The sequence below is a fragment of the Pseudomonas sp. 10(2024) genome (assembly GCF_045164175.1).
GTDB lineage: Bacteria > Pseudomonadota > Gammaproteobacteria > Pseudomonadales > Pseudomonadaceae > Aquipseudomonas > Aquipseudomonas alloputida.
Map to the genome: position 1 here is coordinate 4815339 of NZ_CP174006.1, position 15144 is coordinate 4830482.

General features: G+C 62.9%; 13 protein-coding genes and 1 other RNA gene. All 14 read right to left on the reverse strand.

All coding sequences use genetic code 11. The annotated features are described in order from the left end of the window. Positions 1-3: 3 nt before the first annotated feature. The 14 genes from ACI7M0_RS21810 to rsmI all read right to left on the reverse strand — a co-directional run bounded on the left by ACI7M0_RS21810 (position 4) and on the right by rsmI (position 14934). Entirely contained in the window at positions 4-960 is a 957-nt protein-coding gene (locus tag ACI7M0_RS21810; RefSeq protein WP_129933143.1) for a D-alanine--D-alanine ligase, read from the reverse strand. After that, positions 957-2405, reverse strand: coding sequence for a UDP-N-acetylmuramate--L-alanine ligase (gene murC, locus ACI7M0_RS21815; protein ID WP_010952455.1), 1449 nt, complete (start codon positions 2403-2405; stop codon positions 957-959). Before murC ends, ACI7M0_RS21810 begins: the two co-directional genes overlap by 4 nt. Continuing rightward, positions 2398-3477, reverse strand: coding sequence for an undecaprenyldiphospho-muramoylpentapeptide beta-N-acetylglucosaminyltransferase (gene murG / locus ACI7M0_RS21820; protein WP_010952454.1), 1080 nt, complete (start codon positions 3475-3477; stop codon positions 2398-2400). Before murG ends, murC begins: the two co-directional genes overlap by 8 nt. Beyond that, a complete protein-coding gene (ftsW, locus tag ACI7M0_RS21825) occupies positions 3467-4681 on the reverse strand; it encodes a putative lipid II flippase FtsW (RefSeq protein WP_020190051.1) in 1215 nt (404 codons plus the stop codon). Before ftsW ends, murG begins: the two co-directional genes overlap by 11 nt. Beyond that, the gene (murD, locus tag ACI7M0_RS21830) at positions 4678-6024 is read right to left on the reverse strand and encodes a UDP-N-acetylmuramoyl-L-alanine--D-glutamate ligase (RefSeq protein WP_029615326.1); all 1347 of its coding nucleotides are present in this window, start codon (positions 6022-6024) and stop codon (positions 4678-4680) included. The genes ftsW and murD overlap by 4 nt, the downstream gene beginning before the upstream one ends. Positions 6025-6030: 6 nt before the next feature. Then, entirely contained in the window at positions 6031-7113 is a 1083-nt protein-coding gene (mraY, locus tag ACI7M0_RS21835; protein ID WP_003251852.1) for a phospho-N-acetylmuramoyl-pentapeptide-transferase, read from the reverse strand. Next, positions 7113-8480 (reverse strand): UDP-N-acetylmuramoyl-tripeptide--D-alanyl-D-alanine ligase, encoded by a 1368-nt coding sequence (gene murF / locus ACI7M0_RS21840; RefSeq protein ID WP_104887086.1) that lies wholly within the window; start codon positions 8478-8480, stop codon positions 7113-7115. The genes mraY and murF overlap by 1 nt, the downstream gene beginning before the upstream one ends. After that, positions 8473-9963 (reverse strand): UDP-N-acetylmuramoyl-L-alanyl-D-glutamate--2,6-diaminopimelate ligase, encoded by a 1491-nt coding sequence (locus ACI7M0_RS21845; RefSeq protein WP_177413610.1) that lies wholly within the window; start codon positions 9961-9963, stop codon positions 8473-8475. Before ACI7M0_RS21845 ends, murF begins: the two co-directional genes overlap by 8 nt. After that, positions 9960-11699, reverse strand: coding sequence for a penicillin-binding protein 2 (locus ACI7M0_RS21850; protein ID WP_162497240.1), 1740 nt, complete (start codon positions 11697-11699; stop codon positions 9960-9962). Before ACI7M0_RS21850 ends, ACI7M0_RS21845 begins: the two co-directional genes overlap by 4 nt. Beyond that, positions 11699-11992: a cell division protein FtsL gene (gene ftsL, locus ACI7M0_RS21855; protein WP_003251845.1), complete on the reverse strand. Its 294-nt coding sequence runs from the start codon at positions 11990-11992 to the stop codon at positions 11699-11701. Before ftsL ends, ACI7M0_RS21850 begins: the two co-directional genes overlap by 1 nt. Continuing rightward, on the reverse strand, positions 11989-12936 hold the full coding sequence (rsmH, locus tag ACI7M0_RS21860) for a 16S rRNA (cytosine(1402)-N(4))-methyltransferase RsmH (RefSeq protein WP_014592285.1): 948 nt from the start codon (positions 12934-12936) through the stop codon (positions 11989-11991). Before rsmH ends, ftsL begins: the two co-directional genes overlap by 4 nt. Further along, positions 12933-13388, reverse strand: coding sequence for a division/cell wall cluster transcriptional repressor MraZ (mraZ, locus tag ACI7M0_RS21865; protein WP_004575120.1), 456 nt, complete (start codon positions 13386-13388; stop codon positions 12933-12935). Before mraZ ends, rsmH begins: the two co-directional genes overlap by 4 nt. Before the next feature lie 308 nt (positions 13389-13696). Then, positions 13697-14072: RNase P RNA component class A (gene rnpB / locus ACI7M0_RS21870), an RNA gene on the reverse strand. A gap of 67 nt (positions 14073-14139) precedes the next feature. After that, on the reverse strand, positions 14140-14934 hold the full coding sequence (gene rsmI / locus ACI7M0_RS21875) for a 16S rRNA (cytidine(1402)-2'-O)-methyltransferase (RefSeq protein ID WP_230065380.1): 795 nt from the start codon (positions 14932-14934) through the stop codon (positions 14140-14142). Positions 14935-15144 lie beyond the last annotated feature (210 nt).

Sequence of the window (15144 nt, forward strand, 5' to 3'; positions counted from 1 at the left end):
TTATTAACCTCGCGTCGCCACGCTTTCGGCCAGGATTGCCAGCACCAGTTGCTGGAAGTCCAGGCCAGCCGCGCGGGCCGCCATGGGCACCAGGCTATGATCTGTCATGCCTGGTGCGGTGTTGACTTCGAGCAGCCAGAACCGGCCCTGCTCGTCCTGCATCACGTCCAGCCGCCCCCAGCCTTCGATGCCAATGGCATCGCAGGCGCGCGCGGTCAGGTCGATCAGTTCCTGTTCCTTGACGCTATCCAGCCCGCACGGGATGCGGTACTGGGTATCGTTGGCGATGTACTTGGCGTCGTAGTCGTAGAACACGTGCGGCGTACCCAGGGCGATCGGCGGCAGCACCTGGCCGCGCAGTACCGCGATGGTGAACTCCGGGCCGTGGATCCACTGCTCCACCAGTACCTGGGAATCGTATTTGGCGGCGTCCTGCCAGGCGGCGACCAGTTCCTGGGTGCTGTTCACCTTGGCCATGCCGATGCTAGAGCCTTCATGGGCGGGTTTGACGATAAGCGGGAAGCCCAGTTCCGTACTGGCCTGCAAACAATCGCTTTCGCTCGCCAGCACCGCGTGGCGTGGCGTGGGAATGCCCAGGCTCTGCCACACCTGCTTGGTGCGCAGCTTGTCCATCGCCAGCGCCGAAGCCAGGATGCCGCTGCCGGTGTAGGGGATGCCCAGGCACTCCAGCAAACCTTGCATGCTCCCGTCTTCACCGCCACGGCCGTGGAGGATGATGAAGGCGCGGTCAATCTTCTCGCTCTGCAGGCGTTCGAGCAGGTCGTCACCGACGTCGATGGCAACCACGTCGACGCCGGCAGTGCTCAGCGCATCGATCACTGCGGCGCCGGATTTCAGCGACACTTCACGCTCGGCGCTCTTGCCACCGTACAGCACGGCGACGCGACCGAACGCCTTGACGTCCAGGGTCGAGTGCAGCTTGTCGTAGGCGCTGGTCATTTCGACTTCTCCTGCTTGGCGCCTGCGAACAGCGGGCTTTTCATCAACTGGGGGGCCAGGCCGCCGACATCACCGGCACCCTGGCAGAGCAGGATGTCGCCAGCGCGCAGCAGTGGCTTGACCAGCGGTGCCAGTTCGGCGCCGCGCTCGATGTAGATCGGGTCCAGCTTGCCGCGCTGGCGGATGCTGTGGCACAGCTGACGGCTGTCGGCACCGGGGATCGGCTCTTCGCCGGCCGGGTAGACCTCCATCAGCAGCAGCACGTTGGCATCGCCCAGCACCTGGACGAAATCGTCGTACAGGTCGCGGGTGCGGCTGTAGCGGTGCGGCTGGTAGACGATCACCAGGCGGCGGCTTGGCCAGCCACCGCGCACAGCCTTGATCACCGCCGCCACTTCGGTGGGGTGATGACCGTAGTCGTCGACCAGCATCACACTGCCGCCTTCGACCGGCAGCTCGCCGTATACCTGGAAGCGACGACCGACACCCTGGAAGCCGGACAGGCCCTGGACGATGGCCTCGTCAGTAATGCCTTCGTCAGTGGCGATGGCGATGGTAGCCAGGGCGTTGAGCACGTTGTGGTTGCCGGGCATGTTCACCGAAACCTCCAACGGCTCGCGGTCACGGCGCAGCACGGTGAAGTGGGTCTGCATGCCCTGCTGACGCACATTGATGGCGCGGATGTCGGCCTCTTCACTGAAGCCGTAGGTCACGGTCGGGCGCTTCACCTGCGGCAGGATCTCGCGAACCACCGGGTCGTCCAGGCACATCACCGCCAGCCCATAGAACGGCAGGTTGTGCAGGAACTCAACGAAGGTTTTCTTCAGCTTGTTGAAGTCACCTTCGTAGGTCGCCATGTGGTCGGCGTCGATGTTGGTGACAACCGCGACCATCGGCTGCAGGTGCAGGAAGCTGGCATCGCTTTCGTCTGCTTCAGCGATCAGGTAGCGGCTGGTACCCAGCTGCGCATTGGTACCGGCAGCGGTAAGACGGCCACCGATGACGAAGGTCGGGTCCAGGCCACCGGCGGCGAACACTGAAGCCAGCAGGCTGGTCGTGGTGGTCTTGCCGTGAGTACCGGCAACGGCCACACCATGGCGGTAACGCATCAGTTCGGCGAGCATCTCGGCACGCGGCACCACCGGAATGCGCCGCTCGAGGGCGGTGGCAACTTCCGGGTTGGCCGGGTTGATGGCGCTGGACACCACCAGCACATCGGCGGTGGCGGCGTTCTCGGCGCGGTGGCCGACGAAGATCTCAGCGCCGAAGGACTCCAGGCGTTCGGTGACCGGCGAGGCTTTAAGGTCCGAACCGGACACTTCATAGCCCAGGTTCAGCAACACTTCGGCAATACCGCACATGCCCACGCCGCCGATGCCGACGAAGTGAATGCGGCGAATACGGCCCATCTTCGGCTGGGGCATGGCTTTCTGGCTCTCAACCATGGGCCACCTCCAGGCAGATATCGACCACAGTGCTGGTTGCAGCAGGTTTGGCCAGGCGCCGAGCGGTGCCAGCCATGACGTTGAGTTTCTCGGGTTGCATCAGCACCTCGTTCAGGCGTTCAGCGAGTTGCGCTGCGCCAGTTGTCGCTTGTGGCATCAGGAAGGCAGCGCCTTCGCGGGCCAGATATTGGGCGTTGTGGGTCTGGTGATCGTCGATCGCGTGGGGCAAAGGCACCAGCATCGAAGGCAGGCCTGCTGCCGCCAGTTCGCTGACAGTCAGGGCACCGGCCCGGCACACCACCAGGTCGGCCCAGCCATAAGCCTGGGCCATGTCTTTGATGAAAGGCTCTACCTGAGCCGCGACGCCCGCCTCGTGATAACGCTCGGCGGTGATCGGTGCGTGCTGCTTGCCGGCCTGGTGGAACACCTCTGGCCGCAGTGCCGCGGGCACCTCGGACAGGGCCTTAGGCAACAATTTGTTCAATGGTTCCGCACCCAGGCTGCCCCCCAGCACCAACAGGCGTGCGCGGCGCTCGCCCAAAGGCGTGCGTTGCGCGTCCATGAAGAGCTCCGGACGCACCGGGTTGCCGGTGGTGCGACGTTTGTCGCTGGCCTCGAAGGTGTTCGGGAAAGCTTCGCAGACCCGCGCCGAGAGTGGCACCAGCAACCGATTGGCGGTACCGGCCCTGGCGTTTTGCTCATGGATCACCAGTGGCACGCCGCACAGCCGCGCGGCCACGCCGCCGGGGCCGGTCACATAGCCGCCAAAGCCCAGGACACATACGGGCTTGAGCTGGCGAATGATGCGCCGTGCCTGCAGCACTGCCTTGACCAAGGTGAAAGGCGCCTTGAGCAACGACAGCTTGCCCTTGCCGCGCAAGCCGCTGACCTGAATCAGATGCAATGGCAAACCCGCCTGCGGCACCAGCTCGTTTTCGATGCCACGCGGGGTGCCCAGCCAGTGCACGCTGTAACCGCGCGCCTGGAACTCACGGGCGCAGGCCAGCGCCGGGAATACGTGCCCCCCGGTGCCGCCGGCCATGATCAATACATTTTTGCCTTCAGCGGCCATGACTGGTCTCCTCGGCAAAATCGCTTTCGCTGAATTCGTGCTCCTCACTGCCCAGGTGCGTGCGGCTTTCCCACTCGATGCGCAGCAACAGGCCCACGCAGGCGCAGCAGATCACCAGCGAGCTCCCCCCGTAACTGAGAAACGGCAGGGTCAGGCCCTTGGTCGGCAGCAGGCCGACGTTCACACCGATGTTGATCAGGAACTGGCCAATCCACAGGAAAGCCAGGCCGAACGCCATGTAGGCGGCAAAGAACTGTTTGGCTTTTTCGGCCCACAGGCCGATGTACAGGGCGCGCACGGTGACAAACACGAACAGCGCGACGGTCAGCAGCGAGCCGACCACGCCCAGTTCTTCCGCCAGGACCGAGAACACGAAGTCGGTGTGCGCTTCAGGCAGGTAGAACTGCTTCTGCACGCTGTTGCCCAGGCCAACACCCAGCCACTCGCCACGGCCGAAGGCGATCAGTGCCTGGGTCAGCTGGTAGCCCGAGCCGAACTGATCGGCCCAGGGGTCGGTGAACGTAATAAGCCGCGCCATCCGGTAGGGCTGCGCCTGCACCAGGACAAATACCGCCAGCACCGCCAGCACCACCATCAGGCTGAAGCGGAACAGCCCCACCCCTCCTAAAAACAACATGGCCGCCGCCGCGCCCATCATCACCACCGTGGCGCCGAAGTCCGGCTCCATCAGCAGCAAGGCGGCCATGGGCAGCAGCACGATGAACGGCTTGAAGAAGCCCATCCAGGTTTCGCGCACCTCGGTCTGCCGGCGTACCAGGTAGCCGGCCAGGTAGATGACCACGAACACCTTGGCGATTTCCGAAGGCTGCACGTTGAAGAAGCTGAAACCGATCCAGCGCATGGAGCCGTTGACCTCACGGCCGATACCCGGCACCAGCACCAGTACCAGCAAGCCGAAGGCGCCAAGCAGCATCATGAAGCCCATGCGCTGCCAAGTGGCGATCGGCACCAGGATGGTTGCCCCACAGGCCACCAGGCCAAGGAACACGTACACCAGGTGGCGGAACATGTGATACAGCGGGTTGCCGGACTGTACCGCAGCCACTTCCGAGGAGGCCGAAGTGATCATCACCAAGCCCAGGCCCAGCAAGGCCAGGCAACCGGCGAGCATCGGGAAGTCCAGGTCGATGCCACGGCCGCTGATCAGCGGCGACGGGTAGGGTTTGAAGATGCCGAAGATCATGCAAGACCTCCCGCTGCCTGGGCGAACAGGCGTCCCCGTTCCTCGAAGTTCTTGAACATGTCGAGGCTGGCGCATGCTGGCGACAGCAGCACGGCATCGCCGGCCTGGGCGAGCTCGGCACACTGCTGTACGGCATCGTCAAGGGTCTTGACCCGAACCAGTGGCACGGCATCGCCCAAGGCCTCGGCCAGGCGCTCGGCATCACGGCCAAGCAATACCACGGCGCGGCAGAAACGCTTGACCGGCTCGCGCAGCGCAGTGAATTCAGCACCTTTGCCGTCACCACCGGCGATCAGCACCAACTTGCCTTCGATATCGGCGCCCAGGCCTTCGATGGCGGCCAGGGCTGCACCGACGTTGGTGGCCTTGGAATCGTCGTACCAGTTCACGCCATTACGCTCGCGTACCCACTGGCACCGGTGGGCCAGGCCACCAAACTCGCGCAGGGCCTCGAGCATGGGCTCGAACGGCAGGCCGGCAGCATGCCCCAGGGCCAGCGCCGCCAGGGCGTTGCTCTGGTTGTGAGCACCGCGAACCTTCAGTTCACGCGCCGGCATCAGCGTCTGGAACTCGAACGCCAGGTATTTCTCACCGTCCACTTCACGCAGGCCAAACGCTTTGAAGTCGGGCGGGTTGAGGCCGAAGGTCCAGCATGGACGGCCTTCCACCGGCAGCGGCCGGCTCAGGGCATCCTGGCGGTTGACCACCACCTGGCGGGCACCGCGGAAAATCCGGTGCTTGGCCAGGTGGTAGGCCGGAAGGCCGCTATAGCGGTCCATGTGGTCTTCGCTGATGTTCAGAACGGTCGCCACTTCGGCGTTGAGCTGGTCAGTGGTTTCCAGCTGGAAGCTGGAAAGCTCCAGCACGTACAGCTCGATGTCATCGGCCAGCAGGTCGAGTGCCGGGGTACCGAGGTTACCGCCCACGGCCACGCGTTTGCCGGCCTTGGCGGCCATTTCACCGACCAGCGTCGTGACGGTGCTCTTGGCGTTGGAACCACTGATGGCAACGATCGGCGCCTTGGCATGGCGAGCAAACAGCTCTATGTCGCCAGACAGCTTCACGCCACGCGCGGCAGCCTGCTGCAAGGCCGGCGTGGCCAAGGCCAGACCGGGGCTCACGTACAGCTCGTTGGCGCGGCACAGGAAGTCCACGTCCAGTTCACCACAGCGCACTTCCACCTGCGGGTAATCACGGCGCAGGGTTTCCAGTTCCGGCGGTTGCTCGCGGGTATCGGCGACCGCAAAGGCAATGCCCCGGCTCGCCAGGAAGCGAACCAGGGACATGCCGCTCTTGCCGAGGCCGACAACGATGCGGAATTGGTCGGAAGCGATCAAAGACACGCTCATCTACCTCAGTTTCAGGGTTGCAAGGCCAATCAGTACCAGGATCACGGTGATGATCCAGAATCGGACGATCACCCGGGGCTCTGGCCAGCCCTTGAGTTCAAAGTGGTGATGAATCGGCGCCATGCGGAACACGCGCTTGCCGGTCAGCTTGAAGGAGGCGACCTGGATCACCACCGACAGGGTTTCCACCACGAAGATGCCACCCATGATGAACAGCACGATTTCCTGGCGCACGATGACGGCGATGGTGCCAAGCGCGGCGCCCAGTGCCAGCGCGCCGACGTCGCCCATGAACACTTGCGCCGGGTAAGTGTTGAACCACAGGAAGCCCAGGCCGGCACCGATCAGCGCGCCGCAGAACACGATCAGCTCGCCCGAGCCCGGCACGTAGGGGATCAGCAGGTATTCGGCGAACTTCACGTTACCCGACAGGTAGCAGAAGATGCCCAGCGCGCCGCCGACCATCACCGTCGGCATGATTGCCAGGCCGTCAAGGCCATCGGTGAGGTTGACCGCGTTGCTCGAGCCGACAATGACGAAGTAGGTCAGTACGACGAAGCCGACGCCCAGCGGAATGGTGACATCCTTGATGAACGGCAGGATCAGCGTGGTCTCGACGCTGGTGGGCGCCGTCTTGTACAGGAACACCGCCGCCGCCAGGCCGAACACCGACTGCCAGAAGTACTTCCAGCGGCTCGGAAGGCCACGCGAGTTCTTTTCGATCACCTTGCGGTAGTCATCGACCCAGCCGATGGCACCGAACGCCAGGGTGACGATCAGCACAACCCATACATAGCGGTTGCTCAGGTCGGCCCACAGCAAGGTGCTGACGGCGATAGCCGACAGGATCAGCGCCCCACCCATGGTCGGGGTGCCGGACTTGGACAGGTGCGATTGCGGGCCGTCGTTACGCACGGCCTGGCCGATCTGGCGAATTTGCAGGGTACGGATCATCCAGGGGCCCAGCCACAGCGCCAGGGACAACGCGGTCAGTACACCAAGAATCCCGCGCAGGGACAGGTACTGAAAGACCGCGAAGCCTTTGTGGAACTGTTGCAGATACTCGGCCAACAGCAGCAGCATTAATGTTTCTCCCCGCTGGCACCGCACAATGCCGCCACGACGTTTTCCATCGCAGCGCTGCGCGAGCCCTTGATCAAGATAGTGGTGTCACTGGCATTCTCGGCGCTAACCGCATCGATCAGCTCAGCTTGAGTAGCGAAATGGCGGCCATTGGCGCCGAACGCCTTGACCGCATGTGTCATGTTGGAACCCACTGCGTACAGGGCGTCGACCTTGCCACGCGCGTAGTCACCCACCTGACGGTGGCCTTCTTCCGCCCATTGCCCCAATTCGCCGATATCCCCAAGCACCAGAACGGTGCGTCCGGAAAAGCCGGCGAGTATATCAATGGCTGCGCACATAGAGGTGGGATTTGCGTTGTAACTGTCGTCGATTACCCGTACCCCGTTCGGCGCGATCTGCGCCACGGTGCGCCCCTTGACCGGCTGCACCGCCGCCAGGCCGGCGGCGATGCCGCTCAGGCTCAGACCAACGGCATGTGCAGCGGCGGCGGCGGCCAGGGCATTGCTGACGTTGTGTTCACCCAGCACATTGAGTTGCACGGCTACCGTTTCACCGGCGCCATGCAGGGTGAAGGACGGGCAGCCACGGGCATCGCGACCAATGTCTGACGCGTGGAAATCGGCCTTCGGGTTGCTGCGTGCGAAACTGACGACCTTGTGCGCACCGGCACGCGCCTTCCAGATGTCAAAGGCTTTGTCGTCCAGGTTGAGGATGGCAATACCGCCCTGGCCCAGGCCTTCGAGAATCTCGCCCTTGGCTTCGACGATCTTGTCCGGGCCGCCGAATTCACCAACGTGGGCAGTACCGGCGTTGTTGATGATGACAACCTGCGGTTGCGTCAGGCCTACGGTGTAGCGGATTTCGCCAATGCGCGAGGCGCCCAGCTCGATCACTGCCGCGCTGTGCTCCGGTGCGATCTCCAGCAGTGTCAGCGGTGCACCGAGGTCATTGTTCAAGTTGCCGCGGGTGGCGTGCACCAGGCCACGGGTACGCAGGATGCTGGCGAGCATTTCCTTGACCGTGGTCTTGCCGCTGGAACCGGTAATGGCCACTACAGGCTTGTCGAAAGCGGCGCGGTTCAATGCACCGAGCTGGCCGAGGGCCAGGCGGCAATCGGCCACCTGCAACTGCGGCAGGTCGACATCGGCTACTTCACGCTCGACCAGGGCGGCTACTGCGCCTTTGGCTTTCACGTCTGCCAGGTAGTCATGGCCATCGAAACGCGGGCCGGCCAGGGCGACGAAAAGTTGCCCGGCGCTGACACTGCGGCTATCGATGCTGACGCCGGTGAACGTGGCGTCGTCACCGATGTGTTGACCCTTCAGTGCTGTGGTCAGCTGGCTGAGTGACAGCGGCTTAAGCATGTGGAGCCTCCCAGGCTGCAAGTGCCTTTTCGGCTTCGGTCAAATCGGAGAAATCATGGCGCTCGCCATTGATCTCCTGGTAATCCTCGTGCCCCTTGCCGGCCAGCACGATCACATCGTTGGCAGCAGCGGTGGCAATCAGGTGCGCGATGGCTTCGCCACGGCCGGCAACGAACTCGACGTCGTCAGGCCTGGTGAAACCGGGGCGGATATCATCGAAGATGCGCAACGGATCTTCAGTACGCGGGTTGTCGTCGGTGACCAGTACGCGGTCGGCCAGGCGCTCGGCCACTTCGGCCATCAGCGGGCGCTTGCCGCGATCACGGTCACCGCCGCAGCCGAACAGGCACAACAGCTTGCCGTGAGCGTGCGGGCGCAGGGCCTCGAGTACTTTTTCAAGTGCATCCGGCGTGTGCGCGTAGTCGACCACCACCAGCGGCTTGTCGCCGCCACCCAGGCGCTGCATGCGGCCTACCGGCCCCTGCAGTTGCGGCGTGACCTTGAGGATCTCGTCCAGCGCATAGTCCAGCGCCAGCAGGGTCGCCACAGCGGCAAGCATGTTGCTCAGGTTGAAGCGGCCCAGCAGTTGGCTGCGCAAGATACGCTCACCTTGGGCGGTGACGAGGGTGGCGCGCACGCCATCGTCACTGAATACGGCTTCGCGGCAGAACAGCGAGGCTTCAGGGTTTTCCAGGCTGTAGCTCAGCAGCCGGGTTTCGATATGGTCGACACTCGGGCGACGCGCGAAGTCGGCCGCCAGACGACGACCAAAGTCGTCATCCAGGTTGACCACCTGGCAACGCAGGCTCGGCCAGGCGAACAGCTTGGCCTTGGCGGCCTCATAGGCTTGCATGCTGCCGTGATAGTCGAGGTGGTCGCGGGACAGGTTGGTCATCACCGCGATGTCGAATTCCAGTGCGGCAACCCGGCCTTGCTCCAGGGCATGGGAAGACACTTCCATGGCCACGGCCTTGGCGCCGCCTTTCTTGAGGTCGTTGAGGGTCGATTGCACGGCAATCGGGTCCGGCGTGGTCAGGCGGCCGCTCTGCAACTCGCCGTAGAAACCGGTACCCAGGGTGCCAATCAGGCCGCAGCGCTGGCCAAGCAGGTCGAGCGCCTGGGCGACCAGTTGGGTAACACTTGTCTTGCCGTTGGTGCCGGTCACGCCGACCAGATTCAACTGGCGGCTCGGTTCACCGTAGAAGCGCCCGGCGATATCTGACAGCTGAGCGATCAGGCCTTTGACCGGAATCAGGGGCACATCGGTCAGCGGCAGCACGTTGGCGCCCTGCTCTTCATAGGCCACGGCAGCAGCACCACGGGCCAGGGCATCGGCGATATGCTCGCGACCATCGACCTTGGCACCCGGCACCGCCAGGAACAAGTCACCCGGGCGCACACTACGGCTGTCCAGGGTCAGCTCACGAATCAACGGATCACGGCTGGCATGGGCGAAAAGTTTGCTTAATGGCATTGTCATCATCCACGCCCTCCCTTGGCGGCTGCTGCATTGACTTGTGATGGCACGGCTGGTGCCGGTGGCGGCAGGTTGTCTGGCGGCACGTTCATCAGGCGCAGGGTGCCGGACATGACGTTGCTGAATACAGGCGCCGAAACCAGGCCACCGAAGTAACCACCCTTTCTTGGCTCGTCGATGACCACGACGATGGCGTAGCGCGGGTCACTCATTGGCCCGAAGCCGGCAAACAGCGAGCGGTAGGCGTTTTCGGTGTACCCCTTGGCACCCACGGTGGCCTTACGCGCGGTGCCGGACTTGCCGGCCACGTGATAGAACGGCACCTGGGCACGGAAGACGCCACGCGGCGCTTCGATCACCTGCTGCAGCATGCCCTGAACGGTTTCGGCGACTTCCTTCGGAATGGCCTGCACGGCTTCCGGCGTCTTGTCGACCTTGATGATCGACAGCGGCACCATCTTGCCGTCGTTGGCCAGCGCCGCGTAGGCATGCACCAGCTGCAGGGCGGTCACCGATACGCCGTAGCCATAGGACAGGGTGGCGGTCTCGGCCTTGCGCCACTCACGGTGGTTGGGCAGGTTGCCGACACGTTCGCCCGGGAAGCCAAGGCCGGTGTACTGGCCCAGGCCGACCTGGGACATGACCCGGTAGATGGCCTCGCCGCCGATGTCGAAGGCGATCTTGCTCATGCCAACGTTACTGGAGTTGATCAGGATGCCGGTCAAATCAAGAATCGGGCCCTCGCTGCGCGACACGTCCTTGATGGTGTAGCGGCCGATCTGCAGGCTGCCAGGGTACACCTCGACCTTGTCGGTCGGCTTCCAGCGGCCACTCTGCAGCGCCGCACTCATGGAGATCGGCTTGACCGTGGAGCCCGGCTCGAACACGTCGATGATCGCCCGGTTACGCATGGCCGCCGGGAACATGCTACGGCGGTTGTTGGGGTTGTAGGTCGGCTGGTTGACCATGGCCAGGACCTCACCGGTCTTGACGTCCATGATCACCAGGCTGCCGGCCTTGGCGTCCTGCTCGGCAATGGCGTTGCGCAACTCGCGGGTAGCCAGGTACTGCAGGCGCAGGTCTATCGACAACGCCAAGGTCTTCCCGGCCTTGGCGTTCTTGGTTACCTGAATGTCCTTGATCAGCCGACCGCGCCGGTCCTTGATCACCTGACGCTTGCCGGGCACACCGGCCAGCCACTCGTCATAGGCCAGCTCCACCCCTTCACGACCGTGGTCGTCGAGGTCGGTAAAGCCGACCATGTGTGCAGTCACATCACCGGCCGGATAGAAGCGGCGGAATTCTTCCAGGCCGTACACACCAGGCACTTTGAGGTCGAGCACGTGCTGGCCCTGCTCGGGGGTCAGCCCCCGGACCAGGTAGATGAACTCTTTGTTGGCCTGCTGGGTCAGGCGTTCGATCAACTGCTGCGGGTTTTGCCCCAGCGCTGCGGCCAATTGCGGCCAGCGTTCCTTGGAGGCCTGCATCTCTTTAGGGTTGGCCCACAACGTGGTGACCGGGGTACTCACGGCCAACGGCTCACCGTTGCGGTCGGTGATCAAGCCGCGGTGCGCCGGGATGGGGATATGACGCAGGCTACGTGCATCGCCCTGGCCCTTGAGGAAGTCACGGTCAACCACCTGGAGGTCGATGATGCGCCAGCAAATGGCGCCGACCATGATCGCCAGCAAGCCGATCACTACGCGGAAGCGCCACGGGTAGAGTGCGCCTTCGAGCTTCATCATGGCGCCACCATCCGGACTTCGTCAGCTGACGGCACGCGCATCTTCAACTGCTCGGAGGCCAGGCTCTCGATGCGGCTGGCAGCGGTCCAGGTACTCTGCTCAAGAATCAGCCGGCCCCATTCGGCCTGAGCCTTGTCGCGCTCGTTCAATTCACCGTACAGGGTGTTGAGCAGTTGACGGTTCCAGTGCGCACTGTAGGACACGGCAATGGCCGAAACCAGCACGCCGACGAACAGCAAAAGCATCAGGAAGCTTCCGCCTGGCAAGGGTTTGGCAAGTAGCCTGCTCACCGCAGCTTCTCCGCCACGCGCATCACGGCGCTACGCGACCGCGGGTTGGCCTTGAGCTCGGCCTCGGAGGCGAACTGAGCCTTGCCGATCAGCTTGATTTTCGGCTCGAAGGCCTTGTGCTGAACCGGCAGGTTACGCGGCAGGTTGTCGGCCTCACCCTTCACCAGCTTGCGCATGAACAGTTTGACGATACGGTCTTCCAGCGAGTGGAAGCTGATGACCGCCAGGCGACCACCGACTTCGAGCGCATCGAGCGCAGCCTCAAGACCAGCCTCCAGGTCACCCAGCTCGTTGTTGACGTGAATGCGAAGGCCTTGGAAGGCTCGGGTAGCCGGGTTCTTGCCCTTTTCCCATGCAGGGTTGGCCACTTTGAGCACCTCCGCCAGGTCGGCGGTACGGGTGAAGGGCTGTTTTTCACGGCGCTCGACCACTGCACGCGCCATTCGCCCGGCAAAGCGCTCTTCGCCGTACTCCTTGAAGACGCGGGCGATTTCTTCCACGGGCGCAGTGGCGATGAACTCAGCGGCACTGATGCCCTGGTCCGGGTTCATGCGCATGTCCAGCGGGCCATCATTGAGGAAGCTGAAGCCACGCTCCGGGTCATCCAGCTGCGGCGAGGACACGCCCAGGTCCAGCAACACACCACTGACCTTGCCGTGCAGGCCGCGTGCTGCCACTTCTGCACCCAGCTCTGCAAAACTGCGCTGCACAATGACAAAGCGGCCGTCTTCGGCCGCCAGCGCTTGCCCCGTGGCAATCGCTTGTGGATCTTTGTCGAAGCCCAAGAGCCGCCCTTGCGGCCCGAGCTTGCTGAGTATCAGACGGCTGTGTCCGCCCCGGCCGAAAGTACCGTCCAGATAGCAACCGTCGGCGCGCAGGGCCAATGCCTCGACAGCTTCATCGAGCAGGACGGTAATGTGGTTGAAGCCGCTATCTATGGTCACAGGATCAGGTCACGCAATTCGTCGGGCATGGCGCCCGGTTGTTGAATAGCTGCAAGGTCAGCTGCCGAAACCGCGTTCCAGGCATCTTCATCCCACAGCTGGAATTTGTTCAGTTGCCCCACCAGCATCGCCTTCTTATCGAGCTTGGCGTACTCACGCAGGCGGGGCGGCACCAGGAAACGCCCACTGCCATCGAGCTCCAGGTCAACCGCATTACCAATCAGCAAACGCTGAAGGCGGCGGTTTTCCTCACGCAACGATGGCAAGGCACGCAACTTGGCTTCTATCTGTTCCCACTCATCGAGGGGATAAACACACAAGCAGGGGTCTACGGCGTCAATGGTCACGATCAGTTGGCCATTGCAACGTGAGTCGAGCTCGTCACGGTACCGACTCGGCATGGCGAGACGGCCCTTGGCATCGAGGCTGACGGCGTTGGCTCCGCGGAACACGGCTGTGATTCCCCACAATGTTAGCTTTTTTGTGTCAGAAAACCCACTTCATCCCACTTTCTGCCACTTGCGCACACTATAGGAATCCGCCCGCAGCACCGTCAAGGCACGTTCATAAGGAAAAGCCTTACAGGACCGAGATTTAGCGCAACAAGGGAATGTGGAAGGACTGCCAGAGAGAAAAAAACACGAGAAAAATCAAACCCACGCAAGCGAATGGAGTTCGAAGTTAAAGTAATTTATTAAGAGTAAGATTTTTTCGGTATTACCAGAGAGGATCTGCTATCGATTCAAGCAGGGAAAGAAAGGTGGAGAGTCGATCTGTAAGCCGGGTTTTGTCGAGGACAGTCATTCCTCTACGACGGCCATCACTGGACGCCTCTAGCAACCTACCCGGTTCCGACGCGGGCCACGCCTGATGGAACCCTATTTGGTCTTGCTCCGAGTGGGGTTTACCTAGCCACGAACTGTTGCCAGCCGTGCGGTGCGCTCTTACCGCACCTTTTCACCCTTACCGGCACCGAAGTGCTTAGGCGGTTATTTTCTGTGGCACTTTCCGTAGGCTCACGCCTCCCAGGCGTTACCTGGCACTCCGCCCTGTGGAGCCCGGACTTTCCTCCCCCTGCTGCTCACACAACAAAAAGTTGCGGAACAAAAACAGGCAGCGACTGTCCGATCGACTCTCCGCCGCCAAGGTTACCGACACGCGGGCGCAAGAACAAGCGCTAACGGCATTTATATCAAACTGCCACTATTCGGCTTTCTGCTTTTCAAGGGCCAGTTGATACAACAGGTTCTTGCGCACCCCGGTAATTTCCGCTGCAAGCGCCGCCGCCCGCTTCAGTGGCAACTCAGCCAATAGCAGGTCGAGCACGCGCTGCGCTTCGGCACTGATGGCCTGCTCGCCCTCCGGCGCACTCCAGCCGCCGACCAGCACCACGCACTCACCACGCTGCTGATTGCTGTCGCCGGCTACGAAGGCGCGCAACTCGGCCAGCGGCAAGCCCTTCAGGGTCTCGAAGGTCTTGGTCAGTTCGCGCGCCAGCAACGCCGGACGATCGCCACCAAATACCGCCTCCATGTCTTCAAGGCATTCCAGGATTCGATGCGGGGCTTCGTAGAAGATCAACGTGCGCGGCTCTTCCCTCACCTGCTCCAGGCGCGCCCGGCGCCCTGCCTGCTTGGCCGGCAGGAAGCCTTCGAAGATGAAGCGATCCGACGGCAGGCCTGCCGCCGAAAGCGCGGCGATCAAGGCACAGGCGCCCGGCACCGGCACCACGCTCACCCCCGCGGCCCGCGCCTGACGCACCAGGTGATAGCCCGGGTCGGAAATCAGAGGCGTGCCGGCATCGGAGACCAGCGCCACATTTTCACCCGCCAGCAGCTTGGAGAGAAAACGCCCGCCCTCGTCACGCTCGTTGTGCTCATGACAAGCGGCCAACGGCGTATCGATGCCAAAGTGTTGCAGCAGGCGGATCGAATGACGGGTGTCTTCGGCGGCGATCAGCGCCACGTCCGCCAGCACCTTCAGCGCCCGGGCGCTCATATCGTCGAGGTTGCCGATGGGGGTTGCCACCACATACAGCGTCCCCACCGTGGATTTCGAAGCCCCTGCCACATCAGTCACTGCGCACACCTGTCATTCGGATCAAAGGCGCCATTGTAGCCCGAGCGCCTGCAACAGGGCGCAAAGAACTTCGCCGGCGATCAGGAACACGCCACCTATAGTGAAGGATCGACACAGCAACATCGCGCC